This window comes from Halocatena halophila (assembly GCA_027563145.1).
In the GTDB taxonomy this organism is placed as follows: Archaea; Halobacteriota; Halobacteria; order Halobacteriales; family Haloarculaceae; genus Halocatena; species Halocatena halophila.
Genome location: CP071306.1, coordinates 1,525,426 through 1,543,454, shown reverse-complemented (window position 1 = coordinate 1,543,454; position 18,029 = coordinate 1,525,426). Strand labels below are relative to the sequence as shown.

19 protein-coding genes and 2 tRNA genes are annotated in these 18,029 nt (G+C 57.1%); 8 read left to right on the top strand and 13 right to left on the bottom strand.

Annotated elements, in window-relative coordinates; genetic code table 11:
- The first annotated feature begins 2 nt into the window (after window positions 1-2).
- The gene (locus JXQ78_RS08240) at window positions 3-458 is read left to right on the top strand and encodes a GtrA family protein (protein ID WP_330630293.1); all 456 of its coding nucleotides are present in this window, start codon (window positions 3-5) and stop codon (window positions 456-458) included.
- 139 nt (window positions 459-597) lie between these two features.
- Here the strand turns inward: JXQ78_RS08240 and JXQ78_RS08235 are convergent.
- Both JXQ78_RS08235 and JXQ78_RS08230 read right to left on the bottom strand, forming a co-directional pair.
- Window positions 598-669 (bottom strand) — tRNA-Thr (locus JXQ78_RS08235).
- A gap of 59 nt (window positions 670-728) precedes the next feature.
- Complete coding sequence (locus JXQ78_RS08230) at window positions 729-1,382, bottom strand: DUF7114 family protein (protein ID WP_330630292.1); 654 nt, start codon at window positions 1,380-1,382, stop codon at window positions 729-731.
- Between the two features lie 52 nt (window positions 1,383-1,434).
- Here JXQ78_RS08230 and JXQ78_RS08225 point away from each other — a divergent pair, with 52 nt between their 5' ends.
- Entirely contained in the window at window positions 1,435-2,160 is a 726-nt protein-coding gene (locus JXQ78_RS08225) for an enoyl-CoA hydratase/isomerase family protein (RefSeq protein ID WP_330630291.1), read from the top strand.
- On the opposite strand, the gene JXQ78_RS08220 is transcribed toward JXQ78_RS08225, so the two are convergent.
- Window positions 2,157-2,990: an NAD+ synthase gene (locus JXQ78_RS08220; RefSeq protein WP_330630290.1), complete on the bottom strand. Its 834-nt coding sequence runs from the start codon at window positions 2,988-2,990 to the stop codon at window positions 2,157-2,159. The two genes, JXQ78_RS08225 and JXQ78_RS08220, sit on opposite strands and share 4 nt — an antisense overlap.
- Window positions 2,991-3,014: 24 nt before the next feature.
- Window positions 3,015-4,280: an RNA-guided endonuclease InsQ/TnpB family protein gene (locus JXQ78_RS08215; RefSeq protein WP_330630289.1), complete on the bottom strand. Its 1,266-nt coding sequence runs from the start codon at window positions 4,278-4,280 to the stop codon at window positions 3,015-3,017.
- A gap of 470 nt (window positions 4,281-4,750) precedes the next feature.
- On the opposite strand from JXQ78_RS08215, the gene JXQ78_RS08210 reads away from it, so the two are divergent.
- On the top strand, window positions 4,751-4,924 hold the full coding sequence (locus JXQ78_RS08210; protein ID WP_330630288.1) for a hypothetical protein: 174 nt from the start codon (window positions 4,751-4,753) through the stop codon (window positions 4,922-4,924).
- Between the two features lie 90 nt (window positions 4,925-5,014).
- Window positions 5,015-5,085 (top strand) — tRNA-Gly (locus tag JXQ78_RS08205).
- Between the two features lie 169 nt (window positions 5,086-5,254).
- Here JXQ78_RS08205 and JXQ78_RS08200 read toward each other — a convergent pair.
- On the bottom strand, window positions 5,255-6,061 hold the full coding sequence (locus tag JXQ78_RS08200) for a hypothetical protein (RefSeq protein WP_330630287.1): 807 nt from the start codon (window positions 6,059-6,061) through the stop codon (window positions 5,255-5,257).
- An 872-nt stretch (window positions 6,062-6,933) separates the two neighbouring features.
- On the opposite strand from JXQ78_RS08200, the gene JXQ78_RS08195 reads away from it, so the two are divergent.
- Window positions 6,934-7,425 (top strand): hypothetical protein, encoded by a 492-nt coding sequence (locus tag JXQ78_RS08195; RefSeq protein WP_330630286.1) that lies wholly within the window; start codon window positions 6,934-6,936, stop codon window positions 7,423-7,425.
- Between the two features lie 260 nt (window positions 7,426-7,685).
- Here JXQ78_RS08195 and JXQ78_RS08190 read toward each other — a convergent pair whose 3' ends face one another.
- Both JXQ78_RS08190 and JXQ78_RS08185 read right to left on the bottom strand, forming a co-directional pair.
- Window positions 7,686-8,774, bottom strand: coding sequence for a PQQ-dependent sugar dehydrogenase (locus JXQ78_RS08190; RefSeq protein ID WP_330630285.1), 1,089 nt, complete (start codon window positions 8,772-8,774; stop codon window positions 7,686-7,688).
- Between the two features lie 29 nt (window positions 8,775-8,803).
- The gene (locus JXQ78_RS08185; RefSeq protein ID WP_330630284.1) at window positions 8,804-9,703 is read right to left on the bottom strand and encodes an acyltransferase; all 900 of its coding nucleotides are present in this window, start codon (window positions 9,701-9,703) and stop codon (window positions 8,804-8,806) included.
- Between the two features lie 128 nt (window positions 9,704-9,831).
- Between JXQ78_RS08185 and JXQ78_RS08180 the strand changes: the two genes are divergently transcribed.
- Window positions 9,832-10,884, top strand: coding sequence for an aldo/keto reductase (locus tag JXQ78_RS08180; RefSeq protein ID WP_330630283.1), 1,053 nt, complete (start codon window positions 9,832-9,834; stop codon window positions 10,882-10,884).
- A gap of 32 nt (window positions 10,885-10,916) precedes the next feature.
- Window positions 10,917-11,300: a RidA family protein gene (locus JXQ78_RS08175; protein WP_330630282.1), complete on the top strand. Its 384-nt coding sequence runs from the start codon at window positions 10,917-10,919 to the stop codon at window positions 11,298-11,300.
- 1 nt (window position 11,301) lies between these two features.
- Here JXQ78_RS08175 and JXQ78_RS08170 read toward each other — a convergent pair whose 3' ends face one another.
- The 4 genes from JXQ78_RS08170 to JXQ78_RS08155 form a co-directional block, all read right to left on the bottom strand.
- Complete coding sequence (locus JXQ78_RS08170; protein WP_330630281.1) at window positions 11,302-12,048, bottom strand: DUF5803 family protein; 747 nt, start codon at window positions 12,046-12,048, stop codon at window positions 11,302-11,304.
- Complete coding sequence (locus JXQ78_RS08165) at window positions 12,045-12,749, bottom strand: DUF2110 family protein (protein ID WP_330630280.1); 705 nt, start codon at window positions 12,747-12,749, stop codon at window positions 12,045-12,047. Before JXQ78_RS08165 ends, JXQ78_RS08170 begins: the two co-directional genes overlap by 4 nt.
- 3 nt (window positions 12,750-12,752) lie before the next feature.
- The gene (locus JXQ78_RS08160) at window positions 12,753-13,271 is read right to left on the bottom strand and encodes a transcription factor (RefSeq protein ID WP_330630279.1); all 519 of its coding nucleotides are present in this window, start codon (window positions 13,269-13,271) and stop codon (window positions 12,753-12,755) included.
- Between the two features lie 252 nt (window positions 13,272-13,523).
- Window positions 13,524-14,696, bottom strand: coding sequence for a tryptophan--tRNA ligase (locus JXQ78_RS08155; protein ID WP_330630278.1), 1,173 nt, complete (start codon window positions 14,694-14,696; stop codon window positions 13,524-13,526).
- A gap of 404 nt (window positions 14,697-15,100) precedes the next feature.
- Here JXQ78_RS08155 and JXQ78_RS08150 point away from each other — a divergent pair, with 404 nt between their 5' ends.
- Window positions 15,101-16,273, top strand: coding sequence for an inorganic phosphate transporter (locus tag JXQ78_RS08150; RefSeq protein WP_330630277.1), 1,173 nt, complete (start codon window positions 15,101-15,103; stop codon window positions 16,271-16,273).
- On the opposite strand, the gene JXQ78_RS08145 is transcribed toward JXQ78_RS08150, so the two are convergent.
- Both JXQ78_RS08145 and JXQ78_RS08140 read right to left on the bottom strand, forming a co-directional pair.
- Window positions 16,268-16,429 (bottom strand): hypothetical protein, encoded by a 162-nt coding sequence (locus JXQ78_RS08145; RefSeq protein ID WP_330630276.1) that lies wholly within the window; start codon window positions 16,427-16,429, stop codon window positions 16,268-16,270. The two genes, JXQ78_RS08150 and JXQ78_RS08145, sit on opposite strands and share 6 nt — an antisense overlap.
- A gap of 81 nt (window positions 16,430-16,510) precedes the next feature.
- A complete protein-coding gene (locus tag JXQ78_RS08140; RefSeq protein WP_330630275.1) occupies window positions 16,511-18,007 on the bottom strand; it encodes a carboxypeptidase M32 in 1,497 nt (498 codons plus the stop codon).
- Between the last annotated feature and the right edge of the window lie 22 nt (window positions 18,008-18,029).

The window sequence follows — 18,029 nt, the reverse complement described above, 5'->3', positions numbered from 1 at the left end:
TCGTGGGTCGGTTTGGACCACTGCTTTCGGTCCGGCGGATCGGACAGTTCGTTTCGATTGGCGTCGTGGGTGCCCTCGCCGAGACGGCCGTCGTCCTGGTTGTTACCACGATGTACGGGCTCCCACCCCTTCTCGCTAAGGGATTCGGTGCGGAGCTGTCGATTTCGCTCATGTTTTTGTTGAACGATCGGTTCACGTTCGCCAGCGATGGACAGTCATCGCCGCTTGCCGTCTGTCGTCGGTGGTGCCGGTCGCATCTCGTCAGGATTGGCGGGCTATCGGTTGCGTTCGTGATTCTCTGGGGACTCACGACGAAGACGACGATCACCGTCGTTGTAAACGGTGCTGACCTCTGGCCGACGATCGCGAATCTGATCGGCATCGGCTGTAGTCTCGTGTTGAACTACTGTGCCGAAAGTATCTACACGTGGAAGGTAACGGACTCGAATCCTGGATGATCAGCCCGCACTCCTCCGGTTAAAGATACTGAGTCACAATCCGGTGATGAACGGTTAGACCCACGCGTAGCTATGGTGAAGTTTCCATTAACTGGTTCAAAGAACATCTTACGAATCAGATACAGCAACCGGAAGAGAAAGCCTAGGCCGGGATTTGAACCCGGGCTCTCGTCCTTACCAAGGACGCGCTTTACCGCTAAGCTACCCAGGCAGGCTGTGTTCTGCGTCCGTACTCACTGTTATTCGTGATCTGTCTTTAGGCGTTTCGATTCACGAATCCACGGACGCGCCGGCGACCGACTGGGTGAGCCGATCGGCAACGCCGTTTGAGAGAAACGTTTCGGGTGCGGGAAAGCCAGTCCCATCACAGGATTCGACGAGGTCGGTGGCGATGCGATGAAGATCCGTGTGCATTCCGGCCGACTGAACTTCATCGACGACGCTCGTCCCAGTGATCAGGGCGAGTTCGAGCACGTCGCGTTTGAGAGCACGCTCTGTTGCTTCTGGCGTCGTATGATCGTCCTCGAACTCTTTGGCTTCGTTGTGGCCGAACGATCGGACGACATCAACGGCAGCGGTGCCTGCACTGGTGTGTGAAAGCAACGAAAAGCCCCGTGCCACCAGCACGTCGGCCACCAGAATCTCCATATTCCCTCGCTCTCGTTGGCCATCGACCAGCCACGGTTCCGTGTGAGCCAACTCTTTCGTGAGACGGAGTCCGTTGTAGATCAGCTGAACGCCCGCGGCCGGCCGCTCATGGTCGCCGTCGGGGTTCGAACAGAGACGGGCGGTGAGCAACGCCACTACACCGGGCGTCAACGAAGTTGAATCAATGAAGCCCAGCAGAGAACTCCGGAGGCGCTCGGGCTCGACATCCTCTACTGTCGCCCTCGCGGCGCTACGCACAGCAGCGGCTTCGTCCATCAGGGAAAAATTGATTCGCAACGGGCAAAGACCTTTGGACTCACGTTCAGACGTGATTCAGACGGACGACGACGGACCAGTCAGAACGGTCACGCTCAGGCGAGAAGACAAACGTAACGCACTCACACCCTCCGCACTCGAGTCGCTCGCTGGTGCCATCACGGCGTCTCCACCGCCGGTCGTTCGACTCCGTGGTGCAGGTGAGGCATTTTCTGCAGGAGCCGATTTCGAGACGATCCAGACGCTCGCCAGTGCGGCTGCGAGGGGTGACACCGACCCTGCCTACCGGTTCGCAAGAGCAGGACAACAGCTCTGTGCAGCGATCGAACGGAGCGACACGATCGTTGTCGGCACGGTTGATGGTCCCGCACGCGGGGGTGGTATGGAACTTGCTCTGGCGTGTGATCTCCGCGTAGGAACTCCCAGAGCAACGTTTGGCGAACCGGGCGTCAGATTCGGGTTGTTCGGTGCCTGGGGTGGCACACAGAGACTCATCGAACTCGTCGGCCAGACACAGGCGTTCGATCTGGCGCTTTCGGGTCGCACCATTGGAGCCGAGACTGCTCGCTCGATTGGGCTGCTCTCTCGTGTCACCGACGATCCAGCAGCCGTCGTTGCAGAAATTGGGGCCCACGATCCAACGACGCTCGAACACATCCACTCGCTGCTAGCAGGTTCGCGACCGTCCGATCGCTCACGACAACACGAGCGTGAAGCAAACGCGTTCGCGTCACTCGTTGCCCAGCACGCCAGCTCGCTACAGCAACTGGATCGCTAGAGATCGATCGGCGCGGGCGCGGCAGGAAGCTCTCGTTTGTGCGCACTCGCTTGATACAGCTCACGAACTCGATCGACGGCGGCGGCTTCGATTCCCAGCGTTTCGACGGTAGCGCGTCGAGTAAGCGGCCCGTCGATGTGAAGGGCGAGTACCGCATCGAGCAGGTCGTAACTCACGCCCATCTCTTGTGCGTCCGTTTGGCCGTGCCACATCTCAGCGCTCGGTGGCTTTTCGATCAGTGCCTCCTCGACCCCGATGTGGGCGGCAAGCTGGCGAACCTGCTGTTTGTAGAGATTGCCAATTGGGTTGCAGTCAACCGCCTGATCGCCGTATTTCGTGAAGTAGCCCGTCAACGCTTCACTTCGGTTGCCAGTTCCGAGCACGATTTTGTTCTCGGTGTTCGCAACGAAGTAGTTCAGTACCGCACGAGTCCGAACGCGAACGTTCCCCGCTGGCGTCTGTTCGTCTTTCCCTGCAGGATACGCATCGAAAAACGCAGAGACGATGGGGCCGATTTCGATCACATCATACTCGATGCCGAGACCGGAGGCGAGTCGTTCTGCATCGCTCATGCTCTCGTCGGGGTTTACGGCGCTTGGCAGTACGAGCCCGTGGATCTGGTCTGGTCCAAGGGCCTTTGCCCCAAGCGTGGCCGTGAGGGAGCTGTCAATCCCGCCGGACAGCCCGATTACAGCACCATCTGCGCCGGCCGATTCGACAACAGACTCGATGAAGGCGATGATTTGATCCCTGTGTGCGTCGAGCTCATCGCGTGATAGAGACAGTTCGATCGGTCGGTCGCCCTCAGGAAGCGTCATGATGTCGGCCATGCTCCGATTGTACGGCGTCGGTGACTAATAGTCCAGCGTCTGGCAACGGTGAACTACCCCGCCCCACTCACTCGCCGCAGACACGGCTCGTTCCTTGAGGGCGGGGCTTCCTGCTTCAATGACGCGCTTTGCAGATACAGGCGTATCCACAGGGAGCGCAGTCTTCACAGGCATTGATTCGGAGTATCCCACTCCTATGTATTCGAGGCCGCTTGAAAGGATGTTCCATGCGGCGTTCGCGTCCCTGTCCGCCGTAAAGCCACAGGACGGGCAGGAGTGTTCGCGGACCCACAACTGTTTGTTGGTTTTCACACCACACGCCGCACACGCTTTGGTGGTATCTTTCGGCTCAACCGGAACGTAGTGCGTTCCTTCGCGTTCGCACTTGTATTCGAGCATCCTGAGAAAAGCACCCCATGCGGCGGATGCGCGGTTTCGTGAGCTCGAGTCGAACTGCATCATTCCGGATACGTTCAAATCTTCGACCGCCACGAGATCGTACTTCCGAGCGTAATAGTTTGACAGTTTGTGGAGGAAGTCGCGGTGCTTTCGCTTGAGATCAGCGTGACGCTCAGCAACGACCTTCCGCTGTTTCTCCCAGTTGTTGGAGCCGTGTTGCTTGCGCGAGAGGTTACGCTGTGCACGTTCCAACCGTTCCCGTTCGTCCGAGAGATCGAGCGACTTGACCGCCGTACCGTTGGTGTCGTGAGCGTACTTCAGGATGCCCACGTCGATACCGACGCACTTCTCAGGGTTTTCAGGTTTTTCTGACGGAGCTTCGGGCGTTTCGACGCCGAATGTGGCGAACCACTCTCCCGTTGGTTCCTTTTTCACCGTAACCTGTTTGATAGTCGCGTTCTCGGGGATCTCTCGGTGGAAATGAACGGGTATTTCTCCGATCTTTGAAAGCCGTAGGACGGTCTGGCCACTCGTGTTCTTGAGCTCGAACCCAGACTGTCGGTACGTGAACGATCGGTACTCGGTCGGTGCTTTCCACTTGAGTAGACCAACCGCACGATCATTATCCTTCGCGTCTTTGAGTCGTGAGAGGTTGGTGTATAATCTCTCAACGACGTTCTGTAGCGTTCGGGAATACAGATCAGTGAGGTTGTCCCACCACTGCTTTATCGACGGGAGCTGATTGATCTCACCGTATTTCGTCGTCCCGTCATTGTGATTAAGACGATAGAGAAAGTGGTTGTACACTTGCCGATACAGATCCCGATGCCGGTCCAACGTCTCTCGGTGAGTGTCGGACGGGTCGAGCCTGTACCGGTAGTTGTAGTTCATCTATGAGTTCGTCCAATTAATCGCGGTTGAATGAAGAGAGATGCAGACGATTCCCTGAATCCACTCGTCCTGGTCACCGCTGATGTTGATTGGCTTCCGCTTTACTATATGTATGTGCCGAATGGAATATGTATTAAATACTTCGATTATGGGGGGCCGAGCGTCGAACGTGTAAGTGAACTATGCAGTACTGTATCCCTTCCCTACCTACTCACTCCGCTCATTTGTTGAGGAAGGGGGCTTAACTCCTATCTTCTGATAACTGAACATTCAGACGATTTATAAGTGAGAGGTCCCCCGATCTACAGAATCACAAGCGAGTGTCTCAGTGCTTGCCCACGAGGTGGTTCCCGATCGCTCTGCTGCTGATTATCGACTTCGAACCGCAGGGGAGAACGCCAAGCAAAACCGTGCCAAATGGTGTAACTTCCCAAAATCTTTTTATATAATATGTTTTTTCTTAGGGTGTCATGTCGTTTGGAACATCGCTGATTGAGAACGACGGTCACCGTGCTGGGGTGGTTTTTCTCCTCGCGTTTGTTGGGGTGCTCGCTTTCTGTCTTTCCAGTAGCGTTACGGTGATCAGCAGCGTTCTTTACGCAGCCACGGTGGGGGTAGTTATCTCTGTTGCGAGTCTGGTGTGATGGTGGATGGACGCTTCACACCGTTCTGGCGCCTCGTGAGTCGCTACGTTCAAGTGGGAGGGGCAATGACTGGCAAATGAACACGTCCGCGCGCTGGTGGTCTAGTGGTAGGACATGAGCTTCCCAAGCTCATAGCCCGGGTTCAATTCCCGGCCAGCGCAGTGAGGAGCGAGTTTTTTGGAAGTGATTGGTCGCGCAAAGATCACACCAACAGTCGTTTCCCTTTGAGCGGCCCGCTCACCGGTGCTGAGTGGGTCGTTCTGCCAAAAAATGTGCAATCCCCAAATGTGGGGATGGTGACTGGTGGATCGTGCCGACAGTCCTGCTCAGTTAGCAGGGTTTCTCTTCGTCACTTGAGTCGTCGTTCGACTCGGTATCGTCTGACTCATCTTGTGATCCGTCATCGGTGTTGTTGTCCGAATCGTCACCCGCGCCATCGCTGTCGTCGTCTGCCGACTCGTCGTCGCTGTCGTCATCCGTTGGGGTGTCCGCCGGAGTGTCCGTTGGGGTGTCCGCCGGAGTGTCCGTTGGGGTATCCGTCGGAGTATCCGTTGGGGTATCCGTCGGAGTGTCCGTTGGGGTGTCCGTCGGAGTGTCCGTTGGGGTGTCCGTCGGAGTGTCCGTTGGGGTATCCGTCGGAGTATCCGTTGGGGTATCCGTCGGAGTGTCCGTTGGGGTGTCCGTCGGAGTATCCGTTGGGGTATCCTCATTACCGTCGTTCGAATCATCATCTGCCGACGTGAAATCGAAGTTCACAGAATACTGTGTCCCCTCGATTGTCGCAATCTGCACGTAGTAAGTACCCTCCTTGGTCACACGGACAGAGTCGTCAACTCCATCGTTCAGGCCAGAATCGGCCTCAACGAACAACTCGTTGGTCCCTGTCTCAGATATGACATTTCCAATAACCGTTGCCTGGCTATCATCTTCGATAACCAACATCCCAGGCCCATCAACTGAAACCTCATACCAGTCACCGTACTCCGCTCCATTCTCTGCTGATAATTCATCAAGACTATCGATGCCCTCGACCGATCCACTCACCGAATCAGTTGGCGAGATGGAGTCCTCGATAGAGGGAGGCGATAACCGCTCCTGAATTGGGTTTGCCTGTGCGTGGTGTGGAACCGTCCACACCAAACCTGTAACTACGCCTACTGCTACGACGAATGTAACAATAGACAGCAGTCTAGGGCGATGTGAGGACATCAAAATAGACAATAAACGATTATGTCTTAAACATATCTTTTGATTACTTACTATATTGATATAAAAAATACGACATAGCAGGCATATCTACCTGTGAGCTGTGATCACAATCCCACTCCTCACGAAATCATATTGATATGTAAACAGAGGCGTGACCGATACATTCAGCTCGCCATCATCGGTCGTTATCAATCCAGATGGATACACTCAAATATAGCTAACATTTTGATCCAATACGTTCATTCAATCCAGTCTGTCTCCTTGAGATGAAACTAATTTTTGTTAATGTGTAGTTTACCTATGAATCGATTTTTCGAGCAATGCTTGAGCAAATTGCTCAGGTGATGAGTGAACAAACCACACTCCACACTACAAATGAACAAATCCAATGAGAGGTAAATAATAATGGTATTATAAGTAGGTGGCTTGTAATGTTGAGCAGTGTGAGCTGAACAATACCGCTCTGACAGCGAACGGCTGTACACCGTCGGCCAGCAGTGAGCTGGATTCCGGGTGAGAAACGCATCTCACGCTGGCCAGGTGTGATCGGCTGGTAATACCGTTCGCCACATTCGTTCCCGTGCTGGGCGGCGCTGACGGGGAGGGCGTGGCGTTCGGGGCTGTGAACACGCCATACCACCGATCACACCTGTCGTGACGGTCTGTAGAACGATAGGATAGCATACAGAGGCATCTACAACGAACCGATGAAACACGTTCACCAATGAACACAATAGGGCAACTCCGAGCAGCAGAGCATCACACCGTTCGAATACCGCGTGACAACGTTGGTGATCACGATGAGTGACGGGCTCGTCGTCGAACCAGAGGGTCACACAGAGCGTGACCGTCACTGCACCAACTGTGATCGGGGGTTCGTTCCACAACAGGCTCACCGCATCGAACGCCAGGAAACGACCGCTACGTACACCTGTCCATGGTGTAAACAGACGGTCGTTGCAGACCCACCACGGGAACCGGTCGAACGGCCACCTTCGATCGTCACCCATTCGATCGTGACCGACGAGGATGGCCACTCCATCGCACGATTGTTCTTCGAGGGGGGGTCGTGGCTGCAGTTCAGTGAGACTGGCGATGGTTGGGTGCGTGAAGAAATGTTTGACGCAGACGGCGTCAAAATCGAGTCGTTCGCTGCAGATTTCAACCGTGACGCGTGTGACACACCAGAGGCGTATCTCCATCAGGAGATCGTTCGGTACGATACGTACACGGTTGCGGGATTGAAAATCCAACGACCCCACGTTGCAACGGTGCTGCTCAAACAGGCATAGGCGCATAATTCTTCGATTTTGACCGACTGAGGCGTTTTTCCCCGATATTAATATATGTACGAAAATAGTTCCGGAACTATTTTACAATATGGCTGTGAGTTCAGTACCGAGCAGGAGACATTCCCCCCTCTCTTGCTCATTTGACCCCACCGATCCCGTTGGTGGGAACTCGGTCCTCGAAAAGATAGCTGCTATTCCCCCGGTGTCAGACGGCACCGTCCGGCAGTAACACTGGCTCAAGCAGCGATACGTGGATCATTTTATGATTGATTGGCTCGAAGCCTGATGATTTTATCATCAGTTGCGTTTGGGTTTCCTCGGCCATCCCGGTTCGACGTCGTGACACAGAGCTGCTGGTCCGGTCCCATAAACGGTGTTCGGAGTCGTCCGAATTCCCCCTCATAAAGGGGCTCATTTTCAACGATCGTGTCGTTGTCGAGTCGAATTCGCCGGAGGTGTTCGCCGGCCAGCGTTCCAAGAAACAGATCTCCCTGCCACTTGCCTAGCGGGCCGTCGTAAAACGTGCCGCCGCCTGGCGCGATAATATCGGAAAACGTAACGACTGGATCGACGAACTCCTCACTGTCGCTCTCACCAGTTCTCTCCGGCCAGCCGTAGTTTCCACCCGCAGTGAGCCGGTTGACCTCGTCGTCTTCATCGGGGCCGTGTTCGATTGTATACAGAACACCGTCTCGTTGTGTGAGCCCCTCTGGGTTCCGGTGGCCGTAGGTGAATACGGCGTTGTCGAATGGATTGTCGGGATGTGGCGCACCATCGAGTGTCAGCCGGAGGATTTTGCCGTTCAGTCGGTCTGGATTCTGAGCCCCACCGGCGTTACTCGCGTCACCAGTGGTGACAAACAGCGCATCGTCATGGATGAACAGTCGTCCGCCGTCGTGGATCGTTCCGCCGGGAATTCCATCGAACAAGACGGTCCATGACCAGCCATCAGAAATGTCGTGTTGGAGAATTCTGTTCGCTCGACCGGTATCTGTCTCGTAGGTCTGATACGTGTAGGCAACGCTCCCATCGTTTGGATGAGCCACAAGCCCCAGCAGTCCGCCCTCACCCCCTGTTCTGGTAGAATCTTCCAGACTGGCAACCTGTGTGGCTGTTTCATTCTCAATTCGCTGGATTCGGCCGGGCCGTTCGGTGACGAAGATGGTCCCTTCACGGACTGTGACTCCCCATGGAACAACCAGTTCGTCGACGACTGTCTCGACGGTGATTTCGGGTGCGTCGGTGGTGCCATCTGTGGGAGTTGGTTGGTCGTCTTCGTTGGTCTGACAGCCGACACTCCCGAACACCGGCATCGTTGCGACAGTCGCACAGAACGTTCGTCGGTTCATCTACGGGCGTTCATAGCCACTACAGGAAGTTATTCGGTCGGCGGTGTCCGCGTTCGTCCGAACTCATCGAACACCGTCACGTCATCCGGGACGGTAGAGGGAATCACCCGCTCGTCACGATTGTCGATCATCTCTCCGACGGGCTTTGCCACGTCCTCCCAGCCAGGTTTGATACGGATTGAGTTCGCGGGCGTTCCCGCCGCGATGTGATGGTCGGGAATGTCGCGCTGGGCGATCGATTTCGCCGCGAGAATGCTGTTTTCTCCGACGCGAACGCCTGCTCGTACCATCGAATCGTAGGTGATTCTGGCGTCATTCTCAATGATGGTGTGATAGTTAATCACATCTGTCTGATCGATAACATCGTGATCGTGTGAGTAGACGTGTGCGTCATCCGAGATGCTCACGCGATCGCCAATCGTGAGCTTACCCCGGTCGTCGAGATGCACGTCGTCGTGGATGACGGTGTTGTCTCCGATAGTGATGTTGTGTCCATACGAGAACGTAACTCCCTTGAAAATCCGAACGTCCTCGCCAACGTCGGCGAACAAATGCCGAGCTAGCATCCGTCGGAATCTGAGCGCAAACTCGATGTTGTCGGCCATCGGCGTCGCGTCGAACTGTCGCCAGAGCCACTGCAGATGCTTTGAGTGCTGGAAGGTCGTTTCGTCTTTTTCAGCGTAATACTCGCTTTCGAGCGTCGAGTTACACGGGTCGTACCCCTGGAGCCGTACACGGGTTGCAGGCGAAATCGACTCCCCGCTTTGCCACCGTTCGTACGCGTCGCGATCACCGTATAGATCGATCAACACGTCCTCGACGACATCACAGGTGTCCTCCGAGCCGGCCAACCGCTCGTCAACCTCCTCGATGAAGGTTCGCAACCCCTCTTCTGCGCCGATCGGTAGCGACACGTGACGTTTCGTCATGCCAACGTATTCGACGTGCGGCGGCATAGAAGTTTCCGTCGGCGTACCATTTGGGGGCGCACCGCAGACGTTCCCTTCGATGGACACGATACCGGGCTGGATAAGTGCGCCTGGGCCCAATTGCGAATATGCACTACCGAACGCTCGGAAAGAGCGCCGTCGAAGTCAGTGAAGTTGGCTTCGGGGCGTGGGTCGTGGGAACGGACTGGTGGGGCGATCGGACGCGTGAGCAGGCGATCAAGATGGTCCAGCACGCCGTCGACCAGGATATTACGTTCTTCGACACGGGCGACGTGTACGGACACGGCAACAGCGAGGAGCTACTCGGTGCGGCCCTGGGGGAGGTTCGCAATGAAATCACTCTCGGCACGAAAATCGGCTACGATTTCTACAACAATCCACAGGCTGGTCACGGTGAACTGCCAAAGGACTGCTCTCCGGAGTATCTCCGCACGGCATTCGACCGATCGCTGGATCGACTCGGCGTTGACCACGTCGAACTACTTCAGTTGCACAACGCAAACGTTGGCGAAATAACGCCTGGGGTCCTCGAGACGCTGGATACGCTCCGCGAAGAGGGTCGGGTCGAAGCGGTCGGTCTCGCGCTGGGTCCGTCGATCGGCTGGCTTGCCGAAGGCGAATTCGCCGTCGCAGAGGAGTTCGACGCGGTTCAAACCGTCTTCAACGTGTTCGAACAGGTTCCTGGTCAGCATTTCATCGACGAGATTCGCGAGCAAGACACCGAAACGAGCCTGATCGCACGCGTGCCACACTCGTCGGGACTGCTCAACGAACAGGTTACCCCATCAACAGAACTCGAGGAGGGTGACCACCGCGCGTATCGTCCAGACGCGTGGTACGAGACCGGCTGGGAGAAAGTCGATGCGCTCAGATTCCTAGAACGCGATGGCGAGCGCACCATGGGCCAGGCAGCAATCCAGTGGCTCTTGAGCCACGACGAAGTCGCAACTGTCACACCGACGTTCCGAACGACAGCCGACATCGACGAGTGGGCGGCTGCCTCCGAAACGCCACCGCTCAGTCCGGAAGAGACCGAACGCGTTCGCGGACTCGTTGAGGCCAACTTCCACATCGATCGTGACGATGGGATGGACAGCCTCCGCTCGTCGGTCGGCGGTGACGATCTCGTGGACGTAGAGAAAGGCTACGCTGGCAACTGATCGCTTTTTTGCCCTTCGCTCGAAGGACTTTTGTGACCCGACGACGCGTTTCGAGCGACACTGCGTGGGAATCGGCCGTTGGCTATTCACGAGCAACTCGCGTTGGTGATGTGGTGCACGTGGCGGGAACGACCGCAACGGACGAGGACGGCGAGCCGATCGACGGCGGTCCGTACGAACAGACGCTGTGCTGTCTCGATCAGATCGAGAACGCACTCACGGAGATCGGTGCATCAATCGAGGACGTAACCCGGACCCGTCTGTTCGTTACGAATATCGACGACTGGGAGGCGATTGGCCGGGCCCACGCAGACGTGTTCGAGTCGATTCGTCCGGCTGCAACGATGGTTGAGGTTGACCGGCTGATCGATCCGTCGCTCTGTGTAGAAATCGAAGCGGACGCGATCTGTGAGTAACTCACTCGATGGATTCGACTTCCATCTGCTCGCGCTGTTCGCGGAGCTTTCGGAGCGTGATGACGTAGTAGGCCATACCGATCGACCCAACGACGATCACCGCACCAAGAATCCCCGCGAAGATGTAGAGATCGCGAGTGAGATACCATTTGATGGCGATCGAGTTGGTCGTCACCTCGTCCCAGCGGATGTGCACACGGCCGTTTTCGGTCGTTGTGGTTGCACCTTGTGGATGGACCGAGCTAACTACCGGGATGCTGACATCCGTGTCTGGAGGGAGGATAACCTCGTAGGATGGCTTTTCTCTCCCGAGATAGACCGGCGCGATGAACTCCTTGCGGTGTGAGCGGGCCTGAAACGCGACGGTGCCATTTGCTTCGGGCACGGTGATCGTCGTAACGTCATCGTTGGATTCTGTCGTCAGCTTCGGATGATCGTCGATGACGGTGCCATTCGAGTAGCGATAGCGGACTGCCTCGACCGAGACTGGCTGTCGTCTGTCGATTTCTCCGCGATAGTACAGCTCGATCGTTGTTGTATCGAGTTTATAGACCGACCGGTAGGTGTCGGCACCGATCGTGATCGTCGCGTCGGTGTCCGTCTCCCAGTCGTATGTGACGTTGCTCTGCTTTTCGTCACCGAACAGCTGAGCGACACCATCGCCTTCGTCACCTGCGTTGGCAAGCGAGAGACAGCCCGCCGAAACGGCGAGCAACGCGACAATGACGAGTGCGAGGGTTCGTTTCATGGCACAATACAGAGCAGCTCTGCCGGCAACTGGTCACCGATGGCGGCGAGTAGCCCCGGCGGATCAGTGTTTTCGGTACAGACGATCGACTGCTCGAGCAGGCCCTGCCGTTCGACGGTGATGATATCGTTGGCGTGGCCAGCACGATTGACGGCTGCCCGGACCTCGGCACGGGTCGCGCTGTTTACGTTGACCCGACCTGCTCCGCGGCTCCAGTCGAACAGCCGATCTCGGGTTTTGTCCGCCAGGCGCGGTTCCTGCTCGTCGTAGACGAACGCGAGACCGAGATGCTGGACGAGTCCAAAGCGGGTTCGGATCTGCTCGGGAGTTCCTGGTCCGAGCCCAAGCTGGTCCGTTTCGATACGCAGTCCCCCATTGTCGCTGATCGATGCCGGAAGCTCCGCGCCGTCGCCAACATCGAGGACGATTCCGTCTGCATCCCAGGAATCGAGTGTTCCAACGTACGTTTCGCCGGATTCGAAGTCCGGCGTGATCGTCCCCCAGCGATCGGCCAGCACGTTTCGAGCCACCGTCGCGTCCGGTCCCGAAATCGTCACCGAGGGAAAGTCATCATCACGAACGCCGATCGTCCAGTCGACCTCGACGCCACCGAGATCGTTGGCCACGAGTGAATCGAGCGAATCGATGGCACGTTCGCGCGCAGTTCCGTCTACGTACAGTTTGGTTGCGAGAACGACCATCGTTCAGGCGTCCACGTTGAGCTCAGATCGCAGATCGTCGATCCGCTCGTCCATTGCCTCGACGAGTACGTCGTTGTTCATCGGCTCGAGTTCGGAACCACACTGGGGGCATTCGAACTGGAACTCGATTGCCTCCTCGAATTCGAAGCGAATCGATTCTTCCGGACAGAGATAGAACTCGTGGGTCGCTTCGTATTCGCGGCGTTCATCGAGCGCGTCGAGCAGTCGGTACATCTCCTCTTCGAGCTGTTCTGGGACGTTTTCGTAGTGGAACGTCCACAAATAGGTCAGCCATCCCGAGTCTTCGTCTCTGAGCCGACGGTAGCTCGCCAGGTCGTTCTCATAGAGGATGAACAACGCTCGCCGGACGTCGTTCAACTCGAGACTGAGCTCTTCTGCAAGTTCCTCGTCGGTCACCTCTCCGTCGGGCGGGGCAGCTGCGACAGGCATCCCCGTCGGACCAACGAGCTCGTGTAGATATTTTTGAATGACGGGGTCATTCAGTAACTCCTCGAAAGCCATTAGCTGCATATGTGCCGGTGTCTCGGGTAAATCTTCCGCTCCAGTGGTCCGAACAGATCGCCACTGTACTGAAACAAGGGATGCGACCGGCGGTGATTTGACTAGCACACAGCGACATGGTTGGGGGAGACGGGAGACCTGTCGCGTTGTGGCTGACACCATCCGACAACCAAGATTCGTCACACGCCAAATGTCCTCGTCGCCAGTCCGCAATAGGCACTTGCTGGTGGACGCACCTGTGAGTGGTGCTTGTCAGTTCATGCTTTTAAGTTCGTTATGTCCAACACGTTGTCGAGCCGTGGTTCGTTCCTCGTCTGTGAGCCGATATCGTGCGAGTTCTGTCTCGAGTGGACCGAGCTGTGTTTTTCGTTTCTGGTGGGCGGTGAGGAACTCGTTGATGGCGTCGATGGCGATCGATTTGAGTTCGCCGCTGAGTAGTTTGCCATCCCGGTAGTCACGTTCGATTTGCGCGAGCCGTTCGTCGTCTGGTTCGAACATCGCCTGGAGCAGCCCGAACGGAACGTCAACAGTTGGGTCGCCGCCGTGTTTTCGATGCGCTGCTTTCGAGGCTTGGCCGCCGGTGACCGCGTGGGTGTGAATCTTCGTTGCGATCGATTCCCGGTCATCGTTGAGGGTGATGGTGGCGTGTGCGTCGCCGCTGGCGGACATCTTTCCGGGCCCATCGAGTCGCGGAAGAAATTTCGAGAGCAACGCGGCTGGTTTTTCAACCGGAAAGCGGCGTTTGCTCGCCACATCGCGGCTGACCCGGACGTGTGGGTCCTGATCAATGCCGATCGGGACGAGCGTGGGATGGACGCCATGGATGAGTTGTGGCAGTAGCAGGTGTGTAGTCTGGACGGCGGGATAGAACGAGTGGCCGATGTTTTCGGGCTCGCCGTACGTTCCGTTGAAGGTCGATTGCGTGATGGCGTCCCCGAAGGCCACGGCCAGCGGGTAGATCACGTCTGCATCGTGGGTGTCGATAATGATTCGCGTTCGTTCGGGATCGAAGCCGACGGCGAGGAGTTCTTCGAGGTTATCTCGGGTTTGCTCGCCGATCGTTTCGAGCGTTCGGTCTTTCACGAGGAATTTTTCGTCGTCGGAAAACGGGATGTACACCCGCGCGTTCGTTTGTTCCTGGACGTATTTCGCGAAATAGAGCGGAATGATGTGGCCCAGATGCATCGCTCCGGAGGGACCCCTGCCGGTGACGATCGAGTGGGGTGTTTTCGCTTCGATCGCATCACAGAAGCGATCGATATCGCGGTGGGCGTAGAACTGTCTGCGCCGGAGGAGTGGATGGACTGGGTTCGGAAATCGGTTGATCTGTTCGTCGGTGAGTCTGTCTGCGCCGAACTGTTCGAGCAGTTTTTCGTAGTCGATCGTTCCCCGAACATCGTACGGTGTAACCGTGAAATCTGTCATTGATTGGTTGTGTGCTGGCGTACCGACCAGGCGGTGGCTGACGCGTCGATTCAGCACGAAAAAGCGAGTGAGCACCGACGACGGATCGGTCGGGGAAGTCCGAGCCGGCCCGGTGTGTCGTTACTTGTCGCTTCCCGAGGACGGCGAACGCCACGGCCAGGAGCTGGCCCGTCGGGAAGCCATTGGACGTGTTACTCGTTCGATCTACTTAATTCGGGTGGCTAGAAGTGTTCCTGGTGGGGTTGTGGGGGTACTCATGTGATGGGTACCATTATACGGAATAATTACCGTTGGCGCATATGTTGTCCAACTCGTCTTTCACTCCATCTGTATCCCCTCAACCACACGACATTCGATCGACAGACAGCAACAGGATCTTAACTGGCCACCAAGAATGGGTGACAATGATTGCCCTGGACTTTCTGGCGATCGTCCTGGTCGCGTCGCTCGCCAGCCTGTTCATGGCGTGGACGATAGGCGCAGGATCGAGCGGCTCAACGCCGTTCGCACCAGCCGCCGGTGCGAACGTTATTTCGGTAATGCGTGCGGGATTTCTCGTTGGCATTCTCGGCTTTTTCGGTGCGGTGTTGCAGGGCGCAAACGTTGCGGGGACGGTCGGCACCGGACTGGTCCGTGGGATTACGCTCACACCGGGAGCAGTGGCCGTCGGGCTGTTCGTCGCCGCCGCACTCGTCTCGATTGGGATCTTCACGGGCTATCCAATTCCGACGGGATTCACGGCAACTGGTGCGGTGATCGGCGTCGGACTCGCGCTCGGTGGACTCCCCGCCTGGGGGAACTACCAGATGATCGGCTCGATGTGGGTGCTCGTTCCCTTCGTCGGGAGCTCGGTGGCGTATGCAACCGCGCGATTGCTCCGGGACGGACGCATTCCAGAGCGGGTGAGCGTCGCCGTGCTCGCTGGCCTGGTCGGAGCGATCATCGCAAACATGTCGTTCGTCTTTCTGGATAACCAGTCGATCGCGACCGTTGGGGCCAGATGGGGCCCGCTTTCGAGCCTTCCCGGTGGGGAAATCGTGGTGACGCTCGCGCTCGCGCTCCTCGCCGGCGCGCTCGTCGCCTGGGATATGGCGGATGCCGATCGCGGACTCCGACACTTTCTGCTCATACTCGGCGGACTGGTGGCCTTTTCTGCCGGTGCGAGTCAGGTCGGACTGGCCGTTGGTCCCCTTGTCCCACTGGTCGACCGGCTTCCGATTACGTTGCTCGCGCTGCTGGTCGGCGGCGGAATTGGTCTCCTCGCCGGCTCGTGGATGGGCGCACCGCGAATGATCAAAGCCCTCTCACAGGACTACTCCTCGCTGGGACCGCGTCGATCGATCGCCGCACTGGTTCCGTCGTTCGCGCTGGCACAGACTGCTGTCCTGTTTGGCATCCCCGTTTCGTTCAACGAAATCATTCTGAGCGCCATCATCGGCAGCGGATTCGCCGCTGGCGGGAAAAGCAGTGTGAGCCAGTCGAAAATGCGAAACACGGTCGTTGCGTGGGTACTCTCGCTGACAATAGCCATCGCCGGCAGCTACGGCGCGTACACTGTCGTGACAATGCTGCTATGATTCGAGTGTATAGGTTGCGAGCGTCATCTCCGTGTCGTCACCGTTGAAGAGAACGCCACACGCGCTACAGAGATGGTTGTACGCCGGATGCCAGGTGCGTTGGGTTGGCGTCGAGCGCTTACACACTGGACAGACCGGATCGTCGGAACGAACCATATGAGCTGAACGTCAGTTTGTCGGATGAGTTCATTGCATGTATTATCAGGCCCTTAGATAGGGGTGGGTGTCGGCGATTGATTAGAGCTCGTAGAGCTCAGAGTACTTCTCCTCAACGTATTCGAGGAAGTAATCGGCCGTGAACGGCTCACCGGTCGCGACTTCGATCAGCTCCGGTGTGGTGTATCGCTGTCCGTGCTGGTGGACGGCGTCAGTGAGCCACTCATGGAGCGCATCGAACTCGCCCGCTCGGAGCTGTTCGTCGAGCCCGTCGATCTCCGCGGTCGCACTCGCAAAGAGCTGTGCGGCAAGCACGCTCCCAAGCGAATAGGTGGGGAAATACCCGAAATTGCCGTGCGTCCAGTGTATATCCTGCAGACAGCCCTCTGCGTCCGTTTGCGGGCGAACGCCGAGATACGACTCCATCTTCTCGTTCCAGAGCTGGGGAATCTCTTCGACCTCGATCTCGCCGCGGACGAGTGCCTTCTCGATTTCGAATCTGAGGATGATGTGGAGATGATAGGTGAGTTCGTCGGCCTCAACGCGGATGGTGTTGTCCGGATACACCTGGTTGATTGTTTCGTACACGTCCTGTATCGGGAGATCGCTAGCAGTGGGAAACGTCTCGGCGACGACCGGGAGCACGTTCTCCCAGAACGTCTTCGAGCGCCCCACGTGATTCTCCCAGAGCCGGGACTGCGATTCGTGGACCGAAAGATTTCGTGACTGGCCAAGCGGTGTGCCATAGCGCTCTCGAGGGAGCCCGAGCGTGTAGGTCGCGTGACCGAACTCGTGAATCGTTGAGGTGATCGCTTCGAGTGGTGCGGATTCGTTGTACCGCGTCGTCACCCGCGCGTCGAACTGCGTACCTGTCGAGAACGGATGCGGAGCGGTATCGAGCCGGCCGTGCTCGAACGGATAGCCAAGCGTATCTAAGAGATCATGACAAACTGTGGCTTGCTCGTCGACGGGATAGCTCCCCTCGAACGCGTTCGTTTCGATCGTGGCCCCGCGGGCTTCAATCGCATCGATCAACTCGACCAGTCGATCACGGAGTCGATCGAGAATTCGCGTCGTCGTTTCCAGGTCGAGATACGGCTCGTACTCGGCGAACAACACCGCGTATGGATCCGCGTCGGGATCGATCTGGGCTGCGTACTCGCGTTTGAGCTCAACGATCCGTTCGAGCGTGGGTGCAAACGCATTAAAATCGTCGTTATTTTTCGCCTGCTCCCACTCCGGGAGTGCTTCGCTTGTGGTTTGTGAAATGGCTTCGACCAGTGATCGATCGACGCTTGCGGCCCGGTCATACTGGCGTTCGATCTCTCGAACGACGGCCATCTGTTCGTCATCGAGCGTCCCACGATCGAGTTCGTCGAGTGCTGTAGCGGTCTCATCGCTCGTCAACAGCTCGTGGTGAATGGACGATAGCGTCGAGAGCTGCTGTGAGCGAGCGGGCGTCCCACCCGCAGGCATCATCACCTGCTGGTCCCACGAAAGAACCTGACTGGCGGTCCCAACGTTGGTGAGTCGTTGCACGTGCTCGATGAACGCGTCGTACTGGTCGGCCGTTGCCATACCAGTGTCAGGATCTCGGACG

Bases quoted from the DNA above. Each gene is read 5' to 3' on its own strand.
- JXQ78_RS08220 (WP_330630290.1), bottom strand. From the start codon at position 2,990: ATGGCCGACATCATGACGCTTCCTGAGGGCGACCGACCGATCGAACTG.
- JXQ78_RS08140 (WP_330630275.1), bottom strand. From the start codon at position 18,007: ATGGCAACGGCCGACCAGTACGACGCGTTCATCGAGCACGTGCAACGA.
- JXQ78_RS08145 (WP_330630276.1), bottom strand. From the start codon at position 16,429: ATGGTTCGTTCCGACGATCCGGTCTGTCCAGTGTGTAAGCGCTCGACG.
- JXQ78_RS08185 (WP_330630284.1), bottom strand. From the start codon at position 9,703: ATGACGAAACGTCACGTGTCGCTACCGATCGGCGCAGAAGAGGGGTTG.
- JXQ78_RS08190 (WP_330630285.1), bottom strand. From the start codon at position 8,774: ATGAACCGACGAACGTTCTGTGCGACTGTCGCAACGATGCCGGTGTTC.
- JXQ78_RS08165 (WP_330630280.1), bottom strand. From the start codon at position 12,749: ATGGTCGTTCTCGCAACCAAACTGTACGTAGACGGAACTGCGCGCGAA.
- JXQ78_RS08155 (WP_330630278.1), bottom strand. From the start codon at position 14,696: ATGACAGATTTCACGGTTACACCGTACGATGTTCGGGGAACGATCGAC.
- JXQ78_RS08170 (WP_330630281.1), bottom strand. From the start codon at position 12,048: ATGAAACGAACCCTCGCACTCGTCATTGTCGCGTTGCTCGCCGTTTCG.
- JXQ78_RS08210 (WP_330630288.1), top strand. From the start codon at position 4,751: ATGTCGTTTGGAACATCGCTGATTGAGAACGACGGTCACCGTGCTGGG.
- JXQ78_RS08160 (WP_330630279.1), bottom strand. From the start codon at position 13,271: ATGGCTTTCGAGGAGTTACTGAATGACCCCGTCATTCAAAAATATCTA.
- JXQ78_RS08215 (WP_330630289.1), bottom strand. From the start codon at position 4,280: ATGAACTACAACTACCGGTACAGGCTCGACCCGTCCGACACTCACCGA.
- JXQ78_RS08195 (WP_330630286.1), top strand. From the start codon at position 6,934: ATGAGTGACGGGCTCGTCGTCGAACCAGAGGGTCACACAGAGCGTGAC.
- JXQ78_RS08230 (WP_330630292.1), bottom strand. From the start codon at position 1,382: ATGGACGAAGCCGCTGCTGTGCGTAGCGCCGCGAGGGCGACAGTAGAG.
- JXQ78_RS08180 (WP_330630283.1), top strand. From the start codon at position 9,832: ATGCACTACCGAACGCTCGGAAAGAGCGCCGTCGAAGTCAGTGAAGTT.
- JXQ78_RS08150 (WP_330630277.1), top strand. From the start codon at position 15,101: ATGATTGCCCTGGACTTTCTGGCGATCGTCCTGGTCGCGTCGCTCGCC.